Consider the following 23605-nt stretch of genomic DNA (forward strand, 5'->3'; position numbering starts at 1 on the left):
TGATCAAACGCTCTGTGTTAAGATTTTACAATATTAAAATGCAGAAGAATACACCTCTTTCTAATGAACGATGGATACTTGAAATATAACCAAAAGGTACTACCCATTGAGCTTCAGTAATAGTGTCGGATTTCGTGATTTTTTGTCTGAGGATCGAGAAGAATGAACTTCTATGCGGTTGCAGGGTGACTTTGTACGCAAATTTTCTGTTATAATGGAGGACAGCAATAAATAGGCATGGAGGTTGACCATGGCACAATATACGCCGATGATTGAGCAATATTTAAAAGTGAAGGAAGGGGCAAAGGATGCCTTCCTATTTTTTAGACTGGGCGATTTCTATGAAATGTTCTTTGAAGATGCCATTTTGGCTTCCAAGGAGCTTGAAATTACGTTGACAGGTCGCGAAGGAGGGGGCGCAGAGAAGATCCCGATGTGTGGAGTACCTTATCACGCCGCCGAGGGTTATATTCAACGCCTGATTGAAAAAGGATATAAAGTCGCTATTTGTGAGCAATTAGAGGATGCTTCTATCACAAAGGGAATGGTGAAGCGGGATATCGTACGTGTCGTGACACCTGGAACGGTTATGGACGGGAAAATCATTGCCGACAAAAGCAACAATTATCTTGTTTGTGTAACCGAAAGTGATGGGATGATGGCATTAGCTGCATGTGATTTAACTACAGGTGAATTGTATGTTACTTCAGTGTTATCTGGTGCAGAATGGCTGCGCGATGAGATTGGCATTTATGAACCGGCTGAGATCATCGGAGACCCGGTGTTATTGGAGCTTTTACGTAGTGAAACGCCTCTGTTGGCGAAACCTGTTGTGTACACACCTTGGGAGAAACGTGAGGAGGAGCTGGCACGTCGACAATTCGGTGAAGCCGCATGGGTTCGTCTGGAGAAAGAACGTGGACAATGTCTAGCACTGCTAATCTCCTATCTAAACGAGACGCAACGGCGTTCAATGGGACAACTTAGTCAAATTTCCCCCTATGAACCAGGTAATTATATGATTCTTGATCCGTTCACACGCCGAAATCTGGAGCTAACAGAGACAGTCCGAGAACGTTCTAAAAAAGGATCTCTTCTATGGCTACTAGACCGTACCGAAACATCGATGGGTGCGCGATTGTTACGTCGCAGAATAGATAAACCGCTGTTGCAGCGCGCTCCGATCGAACGTCGCCTAGAAGCAGTTGATTATTTGTACAATCAGTTTATTGTTCGAGAGGACCTGCGTTTAGCGTTGAAGGAAATTTATGACTTAGAGCGGCTGGTAGGTCGTATTGCCTTTGGTAGTGCGAATGGTCGTGACATGAATGCCTTAAAGCTATCACTGGCACAAATCCCTGCTTTGAAGGAATTATGTATGACTTCGGGATCTGCAACCTTACGCGAGATCGGTGCTAGTATGGATGAATGTGCCGAGATACGGGAGGATATAGATCGAGCAATTGTTGAAGATGCGCCGGTGTCCGTGCGAGACGGAGGGATTATCCGTTCTGGTTATCATGCCAGATTGGACGAGCTGCGGGAAGCTAGCAGTAATGGTAAACGTTGGATCGCCGAACTGGAAGCGAAAGAACGGCAAGCCACAGGCATCAAATCACTGAAGATCGGCTATAACAAAATCTTCGGTTATTTCATAGAGATCACCAAATCCAATCTGGCTTCGTTACCGGAAGGGCGTTATGAACGTAAGCAGACGCTTGCAAATGCAGAGCGATTTGTTACACCTGAGCTTAAAGAGAAAGAGGCACTGATTCTTGAAGCGCAAGATAAAATGACAGATTTGGAGTACAGCCTGTTTACTGAACTGCGTGATCGAATCAGCGGCCAAATTCCGCGACTGCAGAATCTTGCGGAAAAGGTAGCTGAGATTGATGTGTATCAATGTCTGGCAGCCGTCAGTGCCGAGCATCGCTTCGTAAAACCTGTCCTATCGGATGGGTACGATCTTCGACTTGCAGGTGGTCGTCATCCTGTCGTGGAGGCTGTGTTAAAGGACTCGGCATTTATAGCAAACGGAAGTACGCTAAGTAAGGAAGATGGAAATATTCTTTTGATCACTGGTCCTAATATGGCTGGGAAAAGTACCTATATGCGGCAGGTTGCACTCATTTGTATTATGGCTCAAATTGGCTGTTTCGTTCCGGCCACCAGTGCAGAAGTTCCGCTAATTGATCGAATCTTTACACGTATTGGGGCAGCTGATGATTTGATCGGAGGCCAGAGTACATTTATGGTAGAGATGGCCGACATACAGGTCATGACAGAAAAAGCAACAGCCCGGAGTTTAATTATCATTGATGAGCTTGGTAGAGGAACTTCGACGAGTGAGGGCATGGCGATTGCACAAGCGGTAATTGAGTATGTGCACGATACCATTTCTTGCAAAGCTTTAGTTTCGACGCATTTTCATGAATTGGCCCACTTAGAAGAAAGTCTTAAAGGGCTTAAGAATTACTCTATGGCCGTACAGGAGAGCGGGGATAAAGTAAACTTCCTGCGTAAGCTTGTTCCGGGAGCAGCAGACAGTAGCTATGGGATTTATTGTGCACGCCTAGCAGGACTTCCTGAAGGGATCATTGATCGTGCTTACGGTCTGCTTCAGAGTATCGAGCAGGCGGCTCATCCAGGTGGTTCCTCTATTCATTATGGGGGTGGACTAGAAAGTCTGGCCGCTGCAAAAGAGGTCGCAACTACATCTATCCAACAACCCGATAGTGTCATCTCAGAAACTTCGGGGATTCCTGCAGACTCCTATTCATCAATAGCAGATGAAGTAGTTCAACTGTCTATCTTTGGCGAGGAAGAACCACGTAAGAATCGGAAAGGTAATGCAAATCAGTCGGCTGTAGTAACTGAATCACAAGAGAATCCTGCGTTAAAAGAGTTCATCACTTCTGTGCGTAACGCAGATCTTATGAATATGACTCCACTTCAGGCTATGAGTCTGCTGAACGACCTGAAGATGAAAGCAAAGGATCTTTAATTATTGATTGCCTAAATAAGAGGTGAATGAAATTGGCCAAAATTCATATATTGGACGAGCATATTGCCAACCAGATTGCAGCGGGTGAAGTTGTAGAGCGACCAGCTTCTGTTGTGAAGGAGCTAGTTGAGAATGCTATTGACGCAGGAAGCACAAGAATTGAGGTTTCGGTGGAGGAAGGCGGTTTACAGAGCATCCGAGTAAAAGATAACGGCTCGGGGATCGAGCCTGAGGATTGCGAGACCGCCTTTTATCGTCATGCCACAAGTAAAATCGCTAATGGGCGTGATCTATTCCAGATCACTAGCTTAGGTTTCCGAGGTGAGGCGCTCCCCAGTATCGCTGCGGTATCCAAAGTCTCTCTTCTAACGGCTACTGCCGATGACGGCAAAGGACGCTTGATTGATATTGAGGGTGGTAATTTAATTCGGAATGAAGATTCCCCTTCGGGCCGTGGGAGCGATCTAGCGGTGCGTGAATTATTTTTTAACACACCGGCACGACTGAAATACATGAAGAGTATCCAGACGGAGCTTGGTCATATATCGGATGCCATGTATCGAATGGCGTTAGCCCATCCGGGAATCTCTTTTACCTTGCATCATAATGGCAATCAGCTGCTGCACACGCTTGGTAATGGTGATCTGCTGCAAGTGATCGCAGCGGTGTACGGAACCTCCGCAGCCAAGGCTATGTTGCCGATTACGGCAGAGGACTTGGATTATCGTATTTCTGGTTATATAAGTCGTCCGGAATGGACACGCTCAAATCGAAACGCAGTGACTACCATTGTGGGAGGACGATATATTCGCAGCAATGGTCTAAACGCAGCGATCATGCGTGCATATCATACTTTACTTCCGATTAACCGCTATCCACTGCTGGTGCTCGAACTGGACATGCATCCTTCACTTGTGGACGTCAATGTTCATCCAGCTAAGCTGGAGGTTCGGTTTAGTAAGGAGAATGAGCTTTACACGTTTGTGGAACAAGAAATTCGTAAAGTGTTGTTAGGGCAAAGTTTGATACCGCGTCCGGGTAAAGAAACCATTGGGCCAAAGGGCAGCAGTTCATTTATACAGGAGCAGTTTGCTTTTTCTAAAGGATCAGTTCCGGCACCCCTACCGTCTGAGGTGGGCAAGGATTCAGTTCCTCAGGGATCTGGTAATTCCTTTAGTAGACAACAACCATCAAATGTTGAACAGAGCGCCGGTGAGTTCAGAAAAGAGGGGCAGATTGATACTCCGATGATCCGTGAAACGGCTCCATCCTACGGGTCAGGATACCAGTCTTCCTCTTCGCAAGGACGTCAAAATAATGTGAGCAACAACTATGCTAATGGGTATCGCCCGCAAGAAGCTTCATCCCTGCAGAGGCAGATTCCTTCTGCCCAAGCGTTATGGGCACCGCCAGTCGATGAAGAACCTGGGCTTCCTGCCTTCCCGGAACTAAATTATATCGGACAGCATCATGGGACTTATATTATCGCTCAGAATGACGGCGGGCTGTATCTCATTGATCAACATGCGGCTCACGAACGCATAAATTACGAGTTTTTTTATGAGAAGTTCGGTCGTCCTGAAGACGCTTCTCAGGATCTACTTTTGCCAATTACGCTTGAGTTCACGCCTTCGGAAAGTCGTCAACTTAGTGAACGTCTACATTGGTTTCAGCAGGCTGGAGTGTACCTTGAACATTTTGGAGGACAGACTTTTCTGATTCGATCTTTGCCGTATTGGTTTCCTGAAGGCGAGGAGAAGGCGATCGTTGAAGAAATGGCGGAGTGGGTCTTGAGTGAACGATTGATTGACCTAGCAAAGCTACGAGAGAAATCGTCTATTCTATGCTCGTGTAAAGCCTCCATCAAAGCCAACCAGAAACTAACAGAACAGGAAGTCGAGGCCTTGTTGTCTCGTCTGGCAGCATGCAGACAGCCGTATACTTGTCCACATGGGCGTCCGATTGTGATTTCTTTTTCATCCTATGATTTAGAGAAATTGTTCAAACGGGTGATGTAATTGTAAGTCTATATTAGTTGAACTTGAAATTTTTCTATTAAGGTAATTGCGTGACTGCGGTGAATGCTTGGACTTACGGCCGCGCTGTTGTCCCCGGATTTCTTAATTATATACCGTGTTTCACGGTTGAAATCCGGGGACAGCCCATGCTTCTGAAGCGAGCTTTCCTGCGGAAAGCTTTCAGGGTGTCGCTATCGCTCCTACAGTTCCAAACTTTCCGTCCGTCACTTTTCCTTTTAGAATGTTTTTAAGATCAACTTATATAGAAATTTGTTGTAAGTATGACTGGAGGCAACATGATTATAACTACGGGTTATAGCCCGATAATGGATATTGTAGAGCGAGCTCAGAATCTCGCAGAAAGAACGGGCTGTAAATACGCTCCACGCGAGAAATTCTCTATACCCAAGATGGTGGAACACTACGGAGATGAGGATATACTAATCCTTTCTCAAGAAGCCGTTCGTTTACACCGATCAGGGATGGAGCCTATGGAGTTTCACCCAAGCATGGGCTTCGTTCGTGCGAAACGGATTCTGAAGGGTGATATAGAACCGATGCTTGTCGCTGCTCGAATGCTTCCCGGAGATAGCGTACTAGATTGCACAGCGGGTCTAGGTGCTGATTCGTTGCTATTTGCTGTGCATGGTGGTGAGTCCTCAGAGATTACCGCTCTGGAGAGCTCATTGCCGCTGTATGCACTGCTCTATGAAGGGATGCGGCATTATACCTCTGGGCAAGTAAGGGTTAATGAGGCCTTGCGTAGAATTAATGTCGTTCATAGTGAACATTTGGACTACTTACGTGCTCTACCGGATCGAAGTGTAGATATTGTGTACTTTGATCCTATGTTCCGAGTGCCGCTGACCGGTTCTGCTTCGATTTCCCCCCTGCGGCAGTTTGCTAATCGTGCAGCATTATCACTAGAGAGTGTAGCTGAGGCGGTAAGAGTGGCCCGTAAAACTGTTCTTTTGAAAGAAAAGGCTCTGAGCGGCGAATTTGAAAGGCTTGGCTTTACAGAGCTGCTCCGGAGCAACTCCAAAACATCGTACGGGGTGATACACATTGACAACTAAAGAGAGACATAAGGTTCTAGTCTTATTAGGACCAACAGCTGTAGGTAAAACCAGGTTAAGTTTGGAGCTTGCGGCTGCATATAACGCAGAGATTATTTCTGGCGATTCGATGCAGGTTTATCGTGGTATGGATATTGGTACAGCTAAGATTACTCCAGCTGAGATGATGGGAATTCCTCACCACTTAATCGACATTCATGATCCACAGGACCCATATTCTGCTGCTGAATTTCAGGAACAAGGTAGCAGACTTATCGAAGAGATAAGCAGTCGTGGGAAACTTCCATTTATTGTTGGGGGAACGGGTCTCTATATTGAGTCCTTATGTTACGGTTTTCAATTCTCTGAAGCTGTGGCTGACGAAGCTTTCCGTAAAGAACAGGATCAATTTGCAGAAGAACATGGAGCGCTTGCATTGCATGCCAGACTTGAAACCGTTGATCCGGTCAGTGCAGCGAAATTGCATCCGAATGACCGTCGTAGAATTATACGGGCACTGGAAATTCATCACCAGACAAACACTACACTTTCCGCTTCTCATGCAGCTCAAAAAAAGGAGTCGCCCTATGACTTATGCCTTATCGGTTTGACAATGGACCGGAAAATACTATATAAACGTATTGAGGACCGAATTGATAGCATGCTTGCGGATGGTCTTGTTGCTGAGGTGAAGGGACTGCTGGAAAACGGCTACAGCAGAAGCCTTGTGTCCATGCAGGGACTGGGCTACAAGGAAATTGCCGCTTACCTCGCAGGGGAACTGACGCTTGAGGAAGCTGTGATACTGCTTAAACGCGATACTCGCCGATTCGCCAAAAGACAGTTGTCATGGTTTCGCCACATGAAGGAAATCGAGTGGATCGATGTCGAAGGTGAGCAAAACTTTTCTGAGAATTTCTCGAAAATACGTGCTATAATAGCAGGAAAGTTTCTCTCAGGTCTTGAATATACTTCTGAACAATATAATTGAACCATTGGGGGTACGTCATATGAACAAGTCCATTAACATCCAAGATACATTCTTGAACCAACTACGCAAAGAAAATATCCCTGCTACAGTATACTTGACCAACGGCTTTCAAATCCGGGGAATTATTAAAGCATTCGACAATTTTACAATCGTTATTGACAGTGATGGACGCCAGCAAATGGTGTATAAGCACGCGATTTCCACTTTTACACCACAGCGCAGTGTGTCACTTATGCAGGACAATAGTAACGAAGAATAACATTAACAAAATTGAAGTGAAACCTTTCTTGTTAATAAATCGTTTGAATAGAGTGTGAGAGAGCAACCTGAGAAGGTTGTTCTTTTCATTCAGAGAAGTCCATACATGATTTATTCAAGGAAGGGAGTCAGGAGGCATCATGTCTAGAGATGATACATCAAGGACGAACAACAATAGAAATAGAGGATCGTCCAGTTCCAATTCAAAACCAAAACCGAAAAGTAAGAAGAAAAAGAAGTTTTTGACTAAAAAGCGTGTGCTGTGGAGCTTGTTCTTTGCTACAGCGTTGGCCATTTTCTGTGCGCTTGGCGGTTATCTGTTCATTATGCTGAATGGGCAAAAACTTCTCCTAGAGAACCAAGACAAGCTGACCGTAAATGAAACTACAAAAGTATATGACCGCAATGCTAATTTAATCGGCGAATTATCGCTTGAGAAAAGCGATCCTGTAGAGTATGAGAAGATTCCACCGTTATTGATCAATGCCTTTGTGGCCACAGAAGATAAACGCTTCTTTGAGCATTCTGGTGTGGATTTATGGTCAATCGGCCGGGCAGCGGTAAAAGATATTGCTGCACGCAGCATGGTAGAAGGTGGTAGTACCATTACTCAGCAGCTGGCCAAAAACATCTTTTTGACACGGGATAAAACATTTTTCCGTAAAGCGACTGAGGTATCCATCGCTGTAGCATTGGAGAACCAGAAATCTAAAGAAGAGATCATTACGATGTACCTGAACCGAATAAACTTTGGGGGTACGATCTACGGAATTAAAGCAGCATCGGAAAGATATTTTGGTAAGAGTGATCTGAATGATCTGAAGGTTTGGGAAATTGCAACATTGGCTGCGATGCCTAAGGGACCTTCTCGTTACAACCCTCTGCGTAACCCAGATCTTTCAAAGGAACGTCGTGCAGTAGTACTTCAGCTCATGTACGAACAAGGTTATATTACGGAGCAAGAGAGAGACGAAGCACAAGCCGTGGATTATAATTATAAGCCACCTGAAAAGAAACAGCGTTATCAAGCTTTTATTGACTTCGCAGTGGAAGAAGCAGAAGAGAAGTTTGGCTTATCCGAGGATGATCTGAATATTGGTGGTTACAAGATTTACACCACGATGGATAAGCACGCTCAAGAAACCGTAGAGGATGCTTTTGCAAACAGTGATAACTTCGAGAAGAGTGTAGACGATGAGCTGGTACAAGGTTCTATGACCATCGTGAATCAAGAGAATGGCGGCATTGTCGCACTTCTAGGTGGACGGAATTATGAGAAAAAAGGCTACAGCCGTGTAAATGGCAGCCGACGTTCTCCAGGTTCAGCCTTTAAACCAATCGTTGCTTATGCTCCAGCACTGGAAACTGGAAAATACGACATGAATTCTACACTTAGCAACGAGAAGCAGTGTTTCTCGAACTATTGCCCAACTAACCTTCACGGATATTCGAAGAGTATCAGTATGAGTGATGCTATACAGAAATCGGAGAATATTCCTTCGGTCTGGTTGCTTAATGAAATTGGAGTGAATACCGGATTTAAATTCGCCAAGAAATTGGGGATTGGTCTGGAAGATGAAGACAAGAACCTCTCACTGGCTCTCGGAGGTATGAGCAAAGGAACGAATACACTGGAAATGGCGCAAGCCTACAGTGCTTTTGCAAATGGCGGTGAACTACGAGAATCCTATTCCATTAAATCGATCTCGGATAGTAGTGGAGAGACCGTCTTCAAGGCTAATACAACGCCTGACCGTGTTATGAGTAAGGAAACGGCTTATCAAATGACCGAGATGATGCAAAGGGTTGTAGAGAGTGGTACGGGTAGAAAAGCAAGGATTGACCGTCCTGTTGCCGGTAAGACCGGTACGACTCAAAGTGGATATTCTGGAATCAGCTCGAACCGCGACGTATGGTTCGTAGGTTACACACCAGAATGGACAGCAGCGGTGTGGATGGGTTATGACAAGCCAGGCAAGAAACATCTGCTTAAGAATAGCAGTGGGCTTGCCGCAGCATTCTGGGGTAAAGTAATGGAGGAAGCGTTAAGGGATGTTCCTAAGAAGTCCTTCCCACAGCTAGATAATGAAATCGCTCCTGCACCTACAGAAACACCTGAACCAGCTAAGAATGTTAGTGGTCTTACTGCAGCTTATGATCCATCTACGATGACAGTAAATCTGGGCTGGCAGGCAGTTCCTGTTGCGGGTGTAGAATATCGTATTTATCGGAGAGAGACATCCGAGGCTGATTTCGGTCTACTGTTAAATACGGTCACGACTAGTGCAGGAGACTTTAGTGCAATGCCTGGTCTGGTTTACGAGTATTATGTTACTTCCTACGATCCTGCAACCCAAGTAGAAAGTGAACCATCGAATGTGGTTACAGTCTCTGTGCAGGATGAGATGCCAACACCTGAGCCAACCATTGATCCTAATCTCCCGACACCAACCCCTGAGAATGGTGGAGACAATGGCTGGGATAATGGCAACGGTGGTAATAATGGTGGTGGCAACGATGGAAGCGGAAATAATGGTGGAACCTTGCCTGAATTCACTACGCCTCCACCGTCAGCAACACCGATACCTACCGCTCCGCCAGATGTACCTTCTGGAGGCGGAAGTTCGGGGAATGACAGTGGTAATGCAACACAAAGTCCTGATCAAGAGGCAAGCAATGTGAATGGTGATTCTTCTGTTCAATAGTGATGCTTTGAATTTATGAAGTTAGCTTTTCTTTTCCTGAGGCTGTCTCAAAAGTAGTGAATGCTACTTATGGGACAGCTTCTTTCTTTTATAACTCCATATTTTTCTAATAGGATCTGTGATAAAAATTTGCTGTATTTTGCGGGATGTTTTGAGTGTATCCTCTAAATGTGGTAAGCTGAAGAAACCATACTGGAGAGGGTAATTTCTATGAAACGTAAATTCGGAGACCGGGCCAACTGGCGCCGGATTACGCGTCGCCATTTTGCCTGCCGCTATGTGGAGAGCCGGGAATTCAGCGGATATATTACGCTTTATACCATCTACGGGCTGAAAGAACCACTGTGGAAGAGCTATGGACGGCATACATATCGTATTGCGGATAAAGGTTATTCCTGGCTGCAATATTTCCCCAAAGACAGTCACTATATTGTGACGGCTATGTTCGACGAACGGCAAAATATCATTCAATGGTACATAGACACCTGCAAGGTGCAGGGCGTCACAGACCAAGGCGTTCCATGGTTTGATGATTTGTATCTGGATGTGGTTGTGCTTTGGAACGGCGAGGTTTTCTTGCTTGATGAGGATGAATTAGAGGAAGCGCTGGAGAGGGAAGATATCTCCGAGAGTGATTATAAACTCGCCTGGGAGACAGCCAATACTATTTTACGCGGCATCGATGCTCATGCTTTCCCTTATTTCTCACTATCTTTGAAGCATCGTGCCGAATTATTTCATCATGGAGAATTCAGGAGGAAATAAAGAAATGGAATGGTACGTCTACGGAAGAGGGTCTTCCCCGATTCGGATTGTTTCCAAAAAACGCAGATTCTGGACGAAACGAACGTTGCTTATCGCTTTATCGATTATTGTGATTGCTGGATTGTTGTGGTGTGCTTATGCGTTAAACAATATTAATAAAGCTGCCACGACAGATCCTATGCAAAAGGCGGATGTTGGGATCATTCTTGGCATGTCGATGTGGGGGGATGAGCCTAGTCCAGGACTTAAGGAACGGCTGGATTACGGACTGAAGCTTTATCAAGAAGGAATGTTCCCAAATCTTATTGTATCTGGTGGTTTAGATAAACCTGATTTACAATACACCGAAGGTCAAGGAATGCGTAATTATTTGGTTGCTAAAGGAGTGCCAGATAGCGCCATTTACGTAGAGAATGAAGCTACCAGCACTTACGAGAATCTTTTGTTTAGTAAAGAGATTATGGCACGTGAGGGTTTGTCTTCAGCAATAATCATTACGCATACTTATCATGGGTGGCGGGCTCATGAAATTGCTGACGAGCTTGGATTTGTGAATCCTGAGCTGGGACTTACAGAATCCACTGTTCTATCGATGACAAGACATAAAACACGTGAGATTCTAGCCTATACGAAATGGAAGCTTCAGCAGCTATTCCTGTGATTTGTCCAAAAAATCCCGAATCTTCTAATAACACTTCAATTACTGGAATAGACTTGATTAGAGAAGTCAGCCCTGGATAATGAGGTGATACCGATGAGCGGACGCGTAGCAGCGGCCAGTGGACGGGAGGATGAAAGACCGTCTCGACAAATCAATATTGTATTACGGAGTCAAGAGCCTCCGGCTATAACTAACCCTTCTGGAGAGAGTCGGCCGGTACCTCCAAAAAATCACGGCCACACTAGCCTGTTCCAAGAGTTAACGCAAGAATTGGAAGGTTTAGTGGGTCTGGACAATATCAAAGAGCTAGTCTTTGAAATCTACGCCTTGTTACAGATTGCTCAAATGCGAACTGAGGCAGGACTTGCAAGCGGTGGGCAAGCTTATCACATGGTTTTTAAAGGGAATCCCGGAACTGGCAAGACAACCGTGGCTAGAATCGTAGCTAAGCTGTTCCAGCGTATGGGTGTACTGACCAAAGGACATCTTATTGAGGTGGAGAGAGCCGACCTTGTAGGAGAATACATCGGTCATACTGCACAGAAGACTCGCGATCTGGTAAAAAAGGCTTTGGGCGGTATTTTGTTTATCGATGAGGCTTATAGCCTTGCTCGCGGTGGAGAAAAGGATTTTGGAAAAGAAGCGATTGATACGCTCGTCAAGGCCATGGAGGATCATCGCAGTCAATTTATACTTATCTTAGCGGGGTACTCTGGAGAGATGGAGTATTTTTTGATGAGCAATCCCGGATTGCCTTCACGGTTTCCGATACAGGTGGAATTTCCTGATTATACTATCGATCAACTGCTGCAAATTGCTGAACTCATGGCAAAAGATCGCGACTATATTTTGATGCCACAGGCGATACTCAAGTTAAAGCAGCATTTGTTAGCAGAGAAGACGGAGAGTCTTCATGCTTTCAGTAATGCACGGTATGTTCGCAACGCCATTGAGAAAGCTGTTCGGGGTCAGGCTGTAAGACTGTTAAACCAGTATGAAAGTACCAGCCCAGGCAAGCAGGAATTAATGACGCTTCGAACTGAGGATTTCAAATTATGAATTACAGGATACTATCACCGTCATAAGGAGCATGACATACATGGCAATAACAACGCATGATACGGAAACAGATGTACAAGATCGAGCGATATTGGTAAGTCTCGTCACAGATAAAATTAAACGAACCGGAATTGATCCAGAGCTTTCACTACAGGAATTAGTGCAATTAGCCGAAACCGCTGGTGTTGAAGTTCTGGATGTGCTGCGTCAAAACAAGGAAACGCCTGATTCTAGATGGTTTATTGGTAAAGGTAAAGTAGAAGAGCTACGGATGGCTGCTGATGCTCTCGGGGCTAATACAGCTATCTTTGATCAAGAATTGTCCGGAGCCCAAGTACGGAACCTTGAGGAGGCTCTGGATCTTAAGATTATTGACCGGACGCAGCTTATTCTGGATATTTTTGCGGGGCGTGCGAAGACGAGAGAAGGAATTATTCAGGTAGAGCTGGCACAATTGTCCTATCTGTTACCCCGGCTTTCCGGCCAAGGGAAGAACTTATCCAGACTAGGTGGAGGAATTGGTACCAGAGGTCCGGGTGAAAGTAAGCTGGAAACCGATCGCCGACATATTCGTGATCGGATTACGGAGCTGAAACGCCAGCTGGATGAGGTTGTTAAGACTCGTGAGCTACATCGGGAGCGTCGCCGCAAGGCGGGAGCGGTGCAAGTCGCACTTGTTGGGTATACGAATGCAGGGAAATCAACGCTGCTTAAGCAACTAACCGATGCGGATGTCTATATTGAAAACCAGTTGTTTGCCACACTGGACCCTACTTCACGTGTGCTTGAGCTAGCAGGTGGTAAAGAGGTCGTGCTTACGGATACTGTAGGCTTCATTCAGAATCTTCCGCATGATCTTGTCGCATCTTTCCGTGCAACGCTGGAGGAAGTGAATGAGGCCAATTTGGTGCTACATGTGGTGGATGCCTCTTCACCAATGCGTGAGGAGCAGATGGAGATTGTCCAATCCATCTTGCAGGATCTTGGTGCATCTGGTACACCGCAAATCGTACTTTTTAATAAAATTGATCTATGTCAGCCTGAGCAACTGGAAATGTTGCCTACAGGTACAGGGTACTTGAAGATCAGTGCATTTAATCCTGAAGATTTAACTCGGATTACCGAAATGATCGCCGATGAACTGGCTGGCGACACACTCAACTTCCGCATTCCCGGAGACCGAGGTGACATTTCTTCCTTGCTCTACAGGGTGGGAGAGGTTCTGGAAACGACTTATGATGAAAACGATGTGCTCTATAACGTTCGTCTTAATAAAGAGGATTATGACAAATGGGGTTACATGCTTGCTGATTTTGTGGACCAGCAGTAATTTTGTCAGTCATTCCTAAGGTGGAAATGCTTCGTTTATAAGTATAAAATAATAGCTAATCTGGAAAGCGTCAGTTTACTGCCGCTTTCTGTCATTATGATGGCAAGTAAATGTAAGGAGCGAATAAGAACGAATGGTAGTTTTTGCAGAGGATATTTTGAGCGCGGCAGAGGCCGCAGAAGTTGAAATAGAAGGCGCTGTCAAAGCCCTTGATCGTATTGTAGATAAGAATCAGTGGAAGGTTATAGAAGCGTTCCAGCGTCATCAAGTCAGTGATTTTCACTTTGCCGGTTCAACGGGGTATGCGTATAATGACCGTGGCCGTGAAGTGTTGGATCTTGTCTATGCTGACGTTTTTGGTGCGGAATCTGCACTGGTACGCCCGCATTTCGCTTCAGGAACACACACCATATCAACAGCCCTATTTGGTGTACTGCGTCCAGGAGATGAGCTGCTATACATCACAGGACGTCCGTACGATACCTTACATAAGGTGATTGGTCACACAGGGGATGGGACAGGTTCTCTCGCAGATTTCGGAATTACTTACCGGGAGGTTGCTCTTACTGCAGGTGGCAAGATCGATTGGGATGAGGTAGCTCTCGCTATTAACGAAAATACTAAAGTGATTGGAATCCAAAGGTCACGCGGATATGATTGGCGTGCTTCTTTCACAGTGGCTGAAATTGGTGAAATGACTTCGAGGGTAAAGGTGTTGAAACCGGAAGTGATTGTCTTCGTAGACAATTGTTATGGTGAGTTTACCGAAGAGCTTGAGCCTCCACAGGTTGGTGTGGATCTAGTAGCAGGATCGTTAATTAAGAATCCGGGTGGGGGTATTGCTGAGACAGGCGGTTATATTTGTGGCCGACAGGATCTTGTGGAATTGGCAGCTTATCGATTAACCGCTCCTGGCATAGGTGGTGAAGTAGGGGCTATGTTAGGAACAACACGTGGGCTTTACCAAGGGTTGTTCATGGCACCGCACACGGTCGGACAAGCTTTAAAAGGGAGTATTTTTGCTGCATCCGTATTTCAACGTTGCGGGTTTGAGACAAAGCCAGCGTGGAACGAGCCTCGTACAGATTTGATTCAGGCGGTTTCCTTTGATGGACCAGAACACTTAATTGCCTTTGTTCAGGGCATACAACGCGCTGCGGCTGTGGACAGCCATGTGGTACCAGAGCCTTGGGATATGCCAGGTTATGAACATCCTGTTATTATGGCTGCAGGTACGTTTATACAAGGTGGAAGCTTGGAGTTATCTGCAGATGCGCCTATACGGGCTCCTTATATTGGCTATATGCAAGGCGGGTTAACCTATTCACATGTTAAATATGGCGTTTTGATGGCACTTCAAAGTATGCGTGAAAGAAAATTGCTGTAAGAATATCTCACATACCATTGACACGCTGTATTAGGAAATGTACAATGAGATCAGAAAAAGATCATTGGAAGGTTGGATGAGTCATGGGTGATGAAATCCGCAGAAATATGGCACTATTTCCTATTGGAATTGTAATGAAGCTGACTGATTTGTCCGCGAGACAAATTCGTTATTATGAGCAGCACAGTCTGATCGTACCAGCACGTACGTCGGGGAATCAGCGTTTGTTCTCTTTTAATGATGTTGAGCGCCTGTTAGAAATTAAAGCTCTGATCGAGAAGGGTGTTAATATTGCTGGCATTAAGCAAGTAATGAATCCTGTCTCTAAGGAATCTGAGGAAGCTACTGTTATTACCCCTGATACAGAGGTAAGACGTAGAGAGTTATCCGATTCCCAGCTTCACCGAATGCTGAAGCAAGAACTAGTTTCCGGTAAAAGACCGGGACAAGTGTCTCTGATTCAAGGTGAGTTATCCCGGTTTTTTAATAAATAATAATATATAGAAGTTCGAAAGGGAGAGGATCACATGAGCTTTTCTAAAGAGGATATTTTACGCATTGCCAAGGAAGAGAATGTTCGTTTTATTCGTCTGCAATTTACGGATCTATTAGGTACTATCAAGAATGTAGAGATTCCAGTTAGCCAATTGGAAAAAGCGCTTGATAATAAAATGATGTTTGATGGTTCTTCCATCGAAGGTTATGTACGGATTGAAGAATCTGATATGTATCTCTTCCCCGACCTAGATACATGGGTAATCTTCCCTTGGGTGACTGATAGTCGTGTAGCTCGTCTGATTTGTGACGTCTACATGCCAGACGGCACACCTTTTGCTGGAGACCCGCGTGGTATCCTCAAACGTTGTCTGAAGGAAGCAGAAGAAATGGGTTTCACAGCTATGAACGTTGGACCAGAACCTGAATTCTTTCTATTCAAGACAGACGAAAGAGGCAATCCTACTACGGAATTGAACGACCAAGGTGGATACTTTGACTTAGCGCCAACGGATTTAGGGGAAAACTGTCGTCGTGAAATCGTACTGACCCTTGAAGAAATGGGCTTTGAAATCGAAGCTTCCCACCATGAAGTAGCTTCGGGCCAGCATGAAATTGACTTTAAATATGCTGACGCGATTACTGCTGCTGACCAAATTCAAACCTTTAAGCTCGTCGTGAAAACGGTAGCCCGTCAACACGGCCTGCATGCAACTTTTATGCCTAAACCATTGTTCGGTATCAACGGATCTGGTATGCACGCTCACCAATCCTTGTTTAAAGGCAAAGAAAACATGTTCTACGACGAAAGCGACAAGCTGGGTCTGAGCAAAACTGCACGTTACTACATGGCTGGTATTTTGAAGCACGCTCGTGCTTTTGCAGCGATTACTAACCCAACAGTGAACTCATACAAACGCCTTGTTCCTGGTTATGAAGCACCTTGCTACGTAGCTTGGTCTGCAAGTAACCGTAGCCCAATGATTCGTATTCCGGCTTCTAGAGGTCTTAGCACACGTGTTGAGGTTCGTAACCCGGACCCAGCAGCTAACCCTTACCTCGCACTTGCTGTTATGTTGAAAGCAGGTCTTGACGGAATTAAACGTAAGCTTGATCTTCCAGCTCCGATTGACCGTAACATCTATGTGATGTCTGAAGAAGAGCGCATCGAAGAAGGCATTCCAAGCTTGCCATCCGATTTGAAAGAAGCACTTAGCGAAATGATCCGCAGTCATGTTATCACCGAAGCTCTCGGCGAACATGCTTTGGCTCACTTCTACGAGCTAAAAGAAATTGAATGGGATATCTACCGTACACAAGTTCACGAGTGGGAAAGAGCGCAATACATGACTCTTTACTAGAACTTCAAACCCTTGACGCTAATGGCGTTGAGGGTTTTTTTGTGTGTGGGCGTGGGAGTAGTAAGGGACCTCTGTAATGACGATGCCCACAAATAAATAGTGGGTGCTATTCGAGGATAGATCTCATGTGAGCTTATATTTCTCCACACTGCTTTCATTTATTTTCTTTGAAATATGTGTGTATATGTCCGCTGTGATTCTCATACTACCATGACCTAAACGTTCTTGTACGTACTTCATATCGTTACCGGCCGCAAGTCAGGTAGACCCGGATAGCGTCCGGAACGTCCGAAAGACTGGGCAATTCTTCCGAAATATCGATGTGCGGAACTTAAAGTTCATGTGGAAGCTACAGAACAACCTATTGCTTATCTTCATGTGCGAAACGCAGTACCACCCGTAAGAAGGTGAAGAAGGAAGTATCTCCTTTGAAGCAAAAGATATTCGCTGAACACAAACCAGGAAAGAGTACGGCAGATAGAGGTGGATTTCCGCGAGATTAGATTATTTGAGTCGTTTGAGACTAACGAACTAAAGATCTTCACTGCAATGTTTACTGATGCTCTTAATGGCTATGCTGCACAGGGGGCTTATCATCCAAATGATCGATTTGAAGATTATTAAATTCGTATAACAACAATATTATTATATTATTGGTTATCAGGAATGCTGAACAGTTAGCTACAAGAGGCAAATAGATATGAAAAAAGAGCTGTTTTCACAGCCCCTCTGGAATAGAAAATTACTCAGGCATGATCCAAACAATCTCACATATCCGGACAAAGAACTTTCTACCTCTAGTATCTAACACAACATGGTCTGGTTTGACATCAACTATACATCCGCTGACTCCACCACGAGTAGTTTCTAACACAACTTGTTTTCCAATAACGGATTTTAAGGTTTCTACAACATATGGATCAACAGGGTATACCACGATGGATTGTGGCATTTGGTGCATTTGATGCATTGAATTCATTTGGTTCATTGGATAGTTCAACATATTACCTCCCAATTGGTTATACATCATCCTATGCTGATGCCTAGCCAATGTACTGGGCAGTAACCCATTTTCAAAATAAGGCTAAGCCATGAATCGGTGATAGCCCCAGAAGCGGAACCTCATTTATCTTTAGGAGTTTTGGGTTTACCTGTCTGAGACAAGGCAACACCAAAAACAATTCCTAAACCAATACCTAATGCAATGTTGTGGAATGCAAATCCAAAAGCAACAGCAAAGCAAATTCCTAGACCCAAGCCGTAAAACTTTTTATTTTTATCCATATGTAACACCCCGATTTCAATTATTTAACAATTGTACGTAGCTTATCAAAATAAGTTTTGTTAGTCCAAGGGAGGGAAAAGACATGGAAACATGGGATAACTACCGTTGTGAGTGCGGCAGGAAATACGCTGACGGATGAATAAGCAGCAGATTCTGTTCTATATCGACTACAACCTTGAAATTATCGCTGATTTTGAAAGGGATATACAAGGAGCTGAAAAGCAACTGCTTCAATGCAGACGAAATTATAACACTCGGAGCACAGATCCGGGCTGGTGAAATGATTGAGTGGCTTGAGAAATCCGGAATTCCTTGGTTAAGGGAGACGCAAGGGATGATTCAGGAACATGTTGAAATCCTACGCCTGCAGCTTACTGGGATGAGTTATGAAGAAGCAGTGACCCAGATGCAGGCCGATGTACAACAAGGAACTTTTATTCTGAGGGCATAGCCCATAAGGAGAGATAAACGAAATGGCAAAACAACCAACGCTCTAAAAATCAGGACTGTTACCGGAAGACAAAGTAATCATGCATTATCGATCGTTTGAGGTCACCAAGCATCCCCCGATTATAGTCTCCGCATTTGTCCAACCCCTGGCGCTGAGCAACTTGTTTGCATAATTGTTCTTTCAATACATACATGGCTTCGGATGTTCTGAAGTGAAATAAGGAAGGGAGTAACACGTCATGACACAGGTAAAGGATAAGACAAACATTTGCCCCCGAGAGAGGGCAGAGGCGGCATTTATCACGCTTTGAATTGTTAAGTAGACACATAAGGCGTAACAAATGCTATTCGTTTTTCTTCTGTTTCAGCTTCTCTATATAAATCCAAACATAGTACGTAATCCAAAATGCCATCATGGTTGCTAATAATGCATAAGACCTTTTATCGTATGGAAGAGTGAAAGCCAAGATGATCCCTAGAATGAGGAACGGTGGTGAAAGGGTAAAATATTTCTTTTTATGCAATTTAACTATCTCCTTATTATTAATTAATTATAAGTACATTATCACTATTAACAAATTATGGGAAGTGTGGACATGATCCTATGCGATCTACCATACGGCACAACGCAGAGCCCTTGGGATTCTATCCTGCCGTTTGATCAGCTATGGAAGGCATAGGAACGGTTCATTAAGGATAACAGGGCAATCGTCTTATTTGCTAAAGCCCCATTTGATAAGGCACCCACAGCCAGCAATATGAAATTATTTAAATATGAATGGATATGGGAAAAGAACAAGGCAACAGGTCACTTAAACAAAGGTCTGATGCCGCTGCAAGCTCATGAAAATATACTAGTCTTTTATAAAAGGCTGCCAACCTATAATGCTCAAATGAGTTAGGGACATAAACCAATGAATGCAGGGACTAACAACCATAAATCATCTGTTTATGGTGATGGAATTCCGTGGTCAAACGAGGCTGGAAAGACTGAGAGATTGCCGCGCAGTGTCTTGTACTATCCGGTAGTTAACAACAAAAACCAGTGGAGTTGTGCGAATACCTCATACGCACCTAGACCAACCCTGGGGAAACCGTCCTAGACAATTGTGCTTGAAGTTGTACAACGGCTGTGGCTGCATCAAGGACTGGAAGAAAATATATCGCTATAGGGCGTGATGAACGACATGCTGCAGACGGAATGGAACGGTTGAAGAATGTGCAATTAACGTTGTTCTAAGGGGCGAAGGCCATCGTCCGACAGCATAAACCCAGTAACGCGAGGGCCGCACCAGATCATTAAGGGAGTAGGAGTATCCCTCCTCTCCCAAAGGCACAGTAGACGCATACTGCGACATAAAAAAAGATAAAAGTGATTATGCACCCTTATCTTTTTCAAGCAATTCTATTATTCTGTCTAATTTTTTCTCTATGCTAGCATTTTTATCTGAAACCTTGTTTTTAGTTAGATAATCTCTTTTTAACAGTAAGACCAAGGGAATCGCCCAAACAAATGCCAATGGTATTAAAAAAATATATTGCAAGATAACACCTCATTAATAGTTGTTGTTTTATTATAACAAACTAAAACTAAAAAAAAGAACTTATTTGAAGTTATTTACTGCGCAGTACGAAGATACATGACATTAAGGGATAGAGGAGGTTACAGCACTCCTCTCCCAAAGTTTATGACGCAGTAGACGCAAACAGTGAAGCAAAAGTATTTACAACTTAGATTTCTCTTTATACTTTGACCCATTTATCCAAGATAAACTAATAAAACCTAACGCCATAAGCAGAATTTGTATTGGATCTCGATAAAGATCGAATACAATTTCGATGCCAACAGAGAGAGGTATTAATATAAGACAAATAATAGAAAGCCATTTATTAATATTTTGATTTTCCTTCTTTATGTTATTCATGTTTATCCCCTTTCAAAAAAAATGATAATTATTAACAAATGTATTATATCATGCCAACTTAGGTTGATGTCCACATGCTGCACAGTACGAAAATACTGGGACAGAGATGGGTTAATAGCCCTCCTCTCCCACAAGGAGGATATAAATGATGGAGTTGGCTGTACTGAACTTATAAAGGAGCTGAGACACATGGATAAGCATGACATTGTATACGTTTTGATTAACACGCTGCATGGAAAGGTAGAAATGGCAACGCAAAACGATTCTGAGGCATGGGCATTTTATCGGGATATGAAGGGAATTCGAATACAAGTGTTCATGAACATGAATCTGATTGTAAGTATAGAGCCTACAGTATCAGCGCTGGATTAATTTAGGGGGCTGAGACCCCAATCAAAGGAGACGATACACGATGAATACTTATGAAGTATGGGTCCAGTGGAGCGAATGGGATGATCCTTGGTTCAGACGAACAGTATAAGGTGAAACTGCTGGGAAGACTAAGTATTCATTTTGGGAATACCTTCAGGATGGATTGTGGGAAGAGAAGTTCGGTACAGTAGTCAAGAAATTGCGCTGCCGGAAGATCGGCGGTTTCAAGGTCAGTGACTTGTTTACCAATCCAGCGACCTTCCGGGAGATTTGCGAGCGCCGTGCAATTGACTTCGCATATCAAGGAATGAAGATCGAGGTTGACGGGTAATGTGGCGTGATGGTGGGTGGCAATAACTCGGGAAATATTGACGTTTGCTTCGAGGGGAAATACTACGCTGAGAACTGCCATCCCTGGTGGCGTACCAAATACTTTGATCGTAAAGGGAATTTGATTAAATTATTCTTGGACTAATAGAGGTATAAGGGGAGAAGAGGATGAAAGAAGTAAATGCAGATTTGTACCATCTGCTCAATGAAAACGAAACTGGCCTATATACTCAGGAATTTCAGAGGAACAAAACGGAATATGCCTACGTTCATCTTGATTTTTCAGACTTGGCGGACTTCGCAGAAGCCGTAGGTACCTATCCGTTTGAAGAGGGCGGCATGAAAGTCACGATGTTTGAGAGAACAATCTGCATTGACTTGAATGACATCATAGAAGGGCAAGCACATAGCTTGAGTAGTTACAAAAAAATGCTTGGATGAAGACACTTGGGACAGGTACAAAGTGCAGATCGAAGAGATGGAACTTGACTATTAGGCCGAAGGCCATCGAGTCAGACCGAATAATTCCAGTAAAATGGGGCCCGGGTAATCATTGATCTTACCCATTAAAGATATACCAAAGTAATCCATAAGCTATTCCGAAGTAAGCAATCACACCCAGTAAAGAGATGGACAAAAGAATAATGATAACTTTCTTGCCGTTCATAAAATTCACCTCTTATTTAATATAGCACGGGTTGAGAGAGGAACAAGCGAATTTGATAATCCGAAAGCGAGGAAATCATAATAAACGATTGGTACTCAGGAATCAAAAGCAAGGAGATTGAATCTACAGGCGGTGGGCAAGGAAAGATTAAGAGATCACAACTCACGGAGGAAGAGAGAGTAAACCTAGATTCGAAATATCCCAAACCTATTGGTAAGGCTGCTGAGCGTCCATTTGTGATAAAGGGATCCGTAGAATGAGATACAAGGACATTCAAAAAGCATTGTCGGACGGGCATAGACATTTTATCTTTACTGAAAGCCCAGGAAAACCTGTAGAAGTGCTGAAGTGGGGATCAAGTTGGGTTAGATTCAAAGATGCATACAACACATATCCTATCAGTACAAACATGAAGATGTTCTCTGATGGTGGAATGTATTTATACAGAAAAAAGCCCTGATGCGTCAGTGAAGTGCACCCCTTAGAATAGACATTGGATAAAACCCCTGGTTTGTCCGATGAAATTCTAGGGGGTGCTTTTTTTATGGCAATTAAAGGACAGAAGTTTAAAACATACTCGGATGAGATCAAAAAAGAGGCCATTCGTTTACATGTGGAGGAAAGATGGACTTATCGGAAAATTACGGAGCATTTTGAGATTCAAGACCAAGGGCGAGTAAAGAAATGGATGAGAAAATACCGAGAGCTAGGGGAATTTGGGCTACTAGATCAACGGGGGCGTCGTGAAGGATATATCGATCAAGATAGGTATGTTCAAAAGCTCAAACGGGAAAATGAAATGTTAAAAAAGTGTTTGGAAATCTGGATGCAGGAGGTGGAACGGACAAATATAGAGTCATTGAGAGCGCCGCAAAAGAGTATGCCGTTAGCGACCTATGTAAACTCTTCAGGGTTTCCAGAAGTGGATACTACGCTTTTTTGAAGCGCAAAGGAACAGATCGGGATCAGGAAGCAAAGGCGCTGATTCAAAAGGTGTATGAAAGGTATAACGGAGTCTACGGTTATCGCCAAATTCAATTGTTCCTGCTGCAAGACCACGGGGTTTGGATGAATCATAAGAAAGTACTCAGAATTATGCAGGATTTAGGGATTCGTTCGAGGATCCGCCGAAAACATCGTTGTAATTATGCTACTTCCGAAGGAGATCGCGTGGCGAAAAATATATTGAAACGGGATTTCAAAGCGGATGCTCCCAACCAAAAATGGGTGACAGACATTACGCAATATCGCGTAGGCGAAAAGTGGCTCTATCTCTCTGCGATTAAAGATTTGTTCAATAACGAAATTATCGCTTATCAAATGAGCGCTAGGAACGACAATGAACTGGTTCTCCGAACCTTTCAGCAGGCCTGGACTCAGCAAAAAGACGTGACTGGACTGATCGTTCACAGCGATCAGGGATTCCAATACACGTCCCATGCATACCACGACATGCTGCCAAAGGTTGGCGCCCGAATCAGCATGTC

Annotated in this window: 22 protein-coding genes; 18 read left to right on the plus strand and 4 right to left on the minus strand. The window is 44.1% G+C overall.

Going from position 1 to position 23605, the window contains the following annotated elements; all coding sequences use genetic code 11:
- Positions 1-250: 250 nt before the first annotated feature.
- From mutS to glnA, 13 genes are all read left to right on the plus strand, one after another.
- Complete coding sequence (mutS, locus tag ACWNM1_RS12025; RefSeq protein WP_449601100.1) at positions 251-3004, plus strand: DNA mismatch repair protein MutS; 2754 nt, start codon at positions 251-253, stop codon at positions 3002-3004.
- 32 nt (positions 3005-3036) lie between these two features.
- Positions 3037-5022 carry a DNA mismatch repair endonuclease MutL gene (mutL, locus tag ACWNM1_RS12030; protein ID WP_449601101.1) on the plus strand — a complete coding sequence of 662 codons (1986 nt, stop codon included), beginning with the start codon at positions 3037-3039 and terminating at the stop codon, positions 5020-5022.
- Positions 5023-5318: 296 nt separating this feature from the next.
- A complete protein-coding gene (locus ACWNM1_RS12035; protein ID WP_449601102.1) occupies positions 5319-6098 on the plus strand; it encodes a class I SAM-dependent methyltransferase in 780 nt (259 codons plus the stop codon).
- Entirely contained in the window at positions 6088-7068 is a 981-nt protein-coding gene (miaA, locus tag ACWNM1_RS12040) for a tRNA (adenosine(37)-N6)-dimethylallyltransferase MiaA (protein ID WP_449601103.1), read from the plus strand. Before ACWNM1_RS12035 ends, miaA begins: the two co-directional genes overlap by 11 nt.
- 19 nt (positions 7069-7087) lie before the next feature.
- Positions 7088-7327 carry an RNA chaperone Hfq gene (hfq, locus tag ACWNM1_RS12045; protein WP_042128368.1) on the plus strand — a complete coding sequence of 80 codons (240 nt, stop codon included), beginning with the start codon at positions 7088-7090 and terminating at the stop codon, positions 7325-7327.
- Positions 7328-7466: 139 nt separating this feature from the next.
- The gene (locus ACWNM1_RS12050) at positions 7467-10031 is read left to right on the plus strand and encodes a PBP1A family penicillin-binding protein (protein WP_449601104.1); all 2565 of its coding nucleotides are present in this window, start codon (positions 7467-7469) and stop codon (positions 10029-10031) included.
- Positions 10032-10241: 210 nt separating this feature from the next.
- The gene (locus ACWNM1_RS12055; RefSeq protein ID WP_042128364.1) at positions 10242-10796 is read left to right on the plus strand and encodes a DUF402 domain-containing protein; all 555 of its coding nucleotides are present in this window, start codon (positions 10242-10244) and stop codon (positions 10794-10796) included.
- 4 nt (positions 10797-10800) lie between these two features.
- Positions 10801-11457, plus strand: a complete 657-nt coding sequence (locus ACWNM1_RS12060; RefSeq protein WP_449601105.1) for a YdcF family protein — start codon at positions 10801-10803, stop codon at positions 11455-11457.
- Positions 11458-11550: 93 nt separating this feature from the next.
- Positions 11551-12516, plus strand: a complete 966-nt coding sequence (locus tag ACWNM1_RS12065) for an AAA family ATPase (RefSeq protein WP_449601106.1) — start codon at positions 11551-11553, stop codon at positions 12514-12516.
- Between the two features lie 40 nt (positions 12517-12556).
- Positions 12557-13846, plus strand: coding sequence for a GTPase HflX (gene hflX, locus ACWNM1_RS12070; RefSeq protein WP_042188885.1), 1290 nt, complete (start codon positions 12557-12559; stop codon positions 13844-13846).
- A 133-nt stretch (positions 13847-13979) separates the two neighbouring features.
- Complete coding sequence (locus ACWNM1_RS12075) at positions 13980-15233, plus strand: methionine gamma-lyase family protein (RefSeq protein WP_449601107.1); 1254 nt, start codon at positions 13980-13982, stop codon at positions 15231-15233.
- Between the two features lie 83 nt (positions 15234-15316).
- On the plus strand, positions 15317-15727 hold the full coding sequence (locus ACWNM1_RS12080; protein ID WP_042128355.1) for a MerR family transcriptional regulator: 411 nt from the start codon (positions 15317-15319) through the stop codon (positions 15725-15727).
- 33 nt (positions 15728-15760) lie between these two features.
- The gene (gene glnA / locus ACWNM1_RS12085; RefSeq protein ID WP_042128352.1) at positions 15761-17089 is read left to right on the plus strand and encodes a type I glutamate--ammonia ligase; all 1329 of its coding nucleotides are present in this window, start codon (positions 15761-15763) and stop codon (positions 17087-17089) included.
- A gap of 742 nt (positions 17090-17831) precedes the next feature.
- Here glnA and ACWNM1_RS12090 read toward each other — a convergent pair.
- Both ACWNM1_RS12090 and ACWNM1_RS12095 read right to left on the minus strand, forming a co-directional pair.
- Positions 17832-18092, minus strand: coding sequence for a DUF2642 domain-containing protein (locus ACWNM1_RS12090; protein WP_449601108.1), 261 nt, complete (start codon positions 18090-18092; stop codon positions 17832-17834).
- A 119-nt stretch (positions 18093-18211) separates the two neighbouring features.
- Complete coding sequence (locus ACWNM1_RS12095) at positions 18212-18373, minus strand: hypothetical protein (protein WP_405174283.1); 162 nt, start codon at positions 18371-18373, stop codon at positions 18212-18214.
- 136 nt (positions 18374-18509) lie between these two features.
- On the opposite strand from ACWNM1_RS12095, the gene ACWNM1_RS12100 reads away from it, so the two are divergent.
- A complete protein-coding gene (locus tag ACWNM1_RS12100) occupies positions 18510-18653 on the plus strand; it encodes a hypothetical protein (RefSeq protein WP_449601109.1) in 144 nt (47 codons plus the stop codon).
- Between the two features lie 515 nt (positions 18654-19168).
- On the opposite strand, the gene ACWNM1_RS12105 is transcribed toward ACWNM1_RS12100, so the two are convergent.
- Both ACWNM1_RS12105 and ACWNM1_RS12110 read right to left on the minus strand, forming a co-directional pair.
- Positions 19169-19348, minus strand: coding sequence for a hypothetical protein (locus ACWNM1_RS12105; RefSeq protein ID WP_449601110.1), 180 nt, complete (start codon positions 19346-19348; stop codon positions 19169-19171).
- Positions 19349-20200: 852 nt separating this feature from the next.
- Positions 20201-20368, minus strand: a complete 168-nt coding sequence (locus ACWNM1_RS12110) for a DUF4083 family protein (protein ID WP_231573285.1) — start codon at positions 20366-20368, stop codon at positions 20201-20203.
- Between the two features lie 570 nt (positions 20369-20938).
- On the opposite strand from ACWNM1_RS12110, the gene ACWNM1_RS12115 reads away from it, so the two are divergent.
- The 4 genes from ACWNM1_RS12115 to ACWNM1_RS12130 form a co-directional block, all read left to right on the plus strand.
- Positions 20939-21121 (plus strand): hypothetical protein, encoded by a 183-nt coding sequence (locus ACWNM1_RS12115; RefSeq protein ID WP_449601111.1) that lies wholly within the window; start codon positions 20939-20941, stop codon positions 21119-21121.
- A 498-nt stretch (positions 21122-21619) separates the two neighbouring features.
- Positions 21620-21892, plus strand: a complete 273-nt coding sequence (locus ACWNM1_RS12120) for a hypothetical protein (protein ID WP_449601112.1) — start codon at positions 21620-21622, stop codon at positions 21890-21892.
- A 770-nt stretch (positions 21893-22662) separates the two neighbouring features.
- The gene (locus ACWNM1_RS12125) at positions 22663-23061 is read left to right on the plus strand and encodes a helix-turn-helix domain-containing protein (RefSeq protein ID WP_449601113.1); all 399 of its coding nucleotides are present in this window, start codon (positions 22663-22665) and stop codon (positions 23059-23061) included.
- Positions 22977-23605 (plus strand): IS3 family transposase (locus ACWNM1_RS12130; protein ID WP_449601115.1); only part of this gene is annotated, 629 nt, incomplete at its 3' end. The genes ACWNM1_RS12125 and ACWNM1_RS12130, both read left to right, overlap by 85 nt.

Source organism: Paenibacillus sp. Marseille-Q9583, from assembly GCF_976954365.1.

Excerpts from the sequence above, each read along its gene's own strand:
- mutS (WP_449601100.1), top strand. The coding sequence starts at position 251 with ATGGCACAATATACGCCGATGATTGAGCAATATTTAAAAGTGAAGGAA.
- ACWNM1_RS12035 (WP_449601102.1), top strand. The coding sequence starts at position 5,319 with ATGATTATAACTACGGGTTATAGCCCGATAATGGATATTGTAGAGCGA.
- hfq (WP_042128368.1), top strand. The coding sequence starts at position 7,088 with ATGAACAAGTCCATTAACATCCAAGATACATTCTTGAACCAACTACGC.
- ACWNM1_RS12050 (WP_449601104.1), top strand. The coding sequence starts at position 7,467 with ATGTCTAGAGATGATACATCAAGGACGAACAACAATAGAAATAGAGGA.
- ACWNM1_RS12055 (WP_042128364.1), top strand. The coding sequence starts at position 10,242 with ATGAAACGTAAATTCGGAGACCGGGCCAACTGGCGCCGGATTACGCGT.
- ACWNM1_RS12060 (WP_449601105.1), top strand. The coding sequence starts at position 10,801 with ATGGAATGGTACGTCTACGGAAGAGGGTCTTCCCCGATTCGGATTGTT.
- ACWNM1_RS12065 (WP_449601106.1), top strand. The coding sequence starts at position 11,551 with ATGAGCGGACGCGTAGCAGCGGCCAGTGGACGGGAGGATGAAAGACCG.
- hflX (WP_042188885.1), top strand. The coding sequence starts at position 12,557 with ATGGCAATAACAACGCATGATACGGAAACAGATGTACAAGATCGAGCG.
- ACWNM1_RS12075 (WP_449601107.1), top strand. The coding sequence starts at position 13,980 with ATGGTAGTTTTTGCAGAGGATATTTTGAGCGCGGCAGAGGCCGCAGAA.
- ACWNM1_RS12080 (WP_042128355.1), top strand. The coding sequence starts at position 15,317 with ATGGGTGATGAAATCCGCAGAAATATGGCACTATTTCCTATTGGAATT.
- glnA (WP_042128352.1), top strand. The coding sequence starts at position 15,761 with ATGAGCTTTTCTAAAGAGGATATTTTACGCATTGCCAAGGAAGAGAAT.
- ACWNM1_RS12090 (WP_449601108.1), bottom strand. The coding sequence starts at position 18,092 with ATGTTGAACTATCCAATGAACCAAATGAATTCAATGCATCAAATGCAC.
- ACWNM1_RS12095 (WP_405174283.1), bottom strand. The coding sequence starts at position 18,373 with ATGGATAAAAATAAAAAGTTTTACGGCTTGGGTCTAGGAATTTGCTTT.
- ACWNM1_RS12100 (WP_449601109.1), top strand. The coding sequence starts at position 18,510 with ATGAATAAGCAGCAGATTCTGTTCTATATCGACTACAACCTTGAAATT.
- ACWNM1_RS12115 (WP_449601111.1), top strand. The coding sequence starts at position 20,939 with ATGGATAAGCATGACATTGTATACGTTTTGATTAACACGCTGCATGGA.
- ACWNM1_RS12120 (WP_449601112.1), top strand. The coding sequence starts at position 21,620 with ATGAAAGAAGTAAATGCAGATTTGTACCATCTGCTCAATGAAAACGAA.
- ACWNM1_RS12125 (WP_449601113.1), top strand. The coding sequence starts at position 22,663 with ATGGCAATTAAAGGACAGAAGTTTAAAACATACTCGGATGAGATCAAA.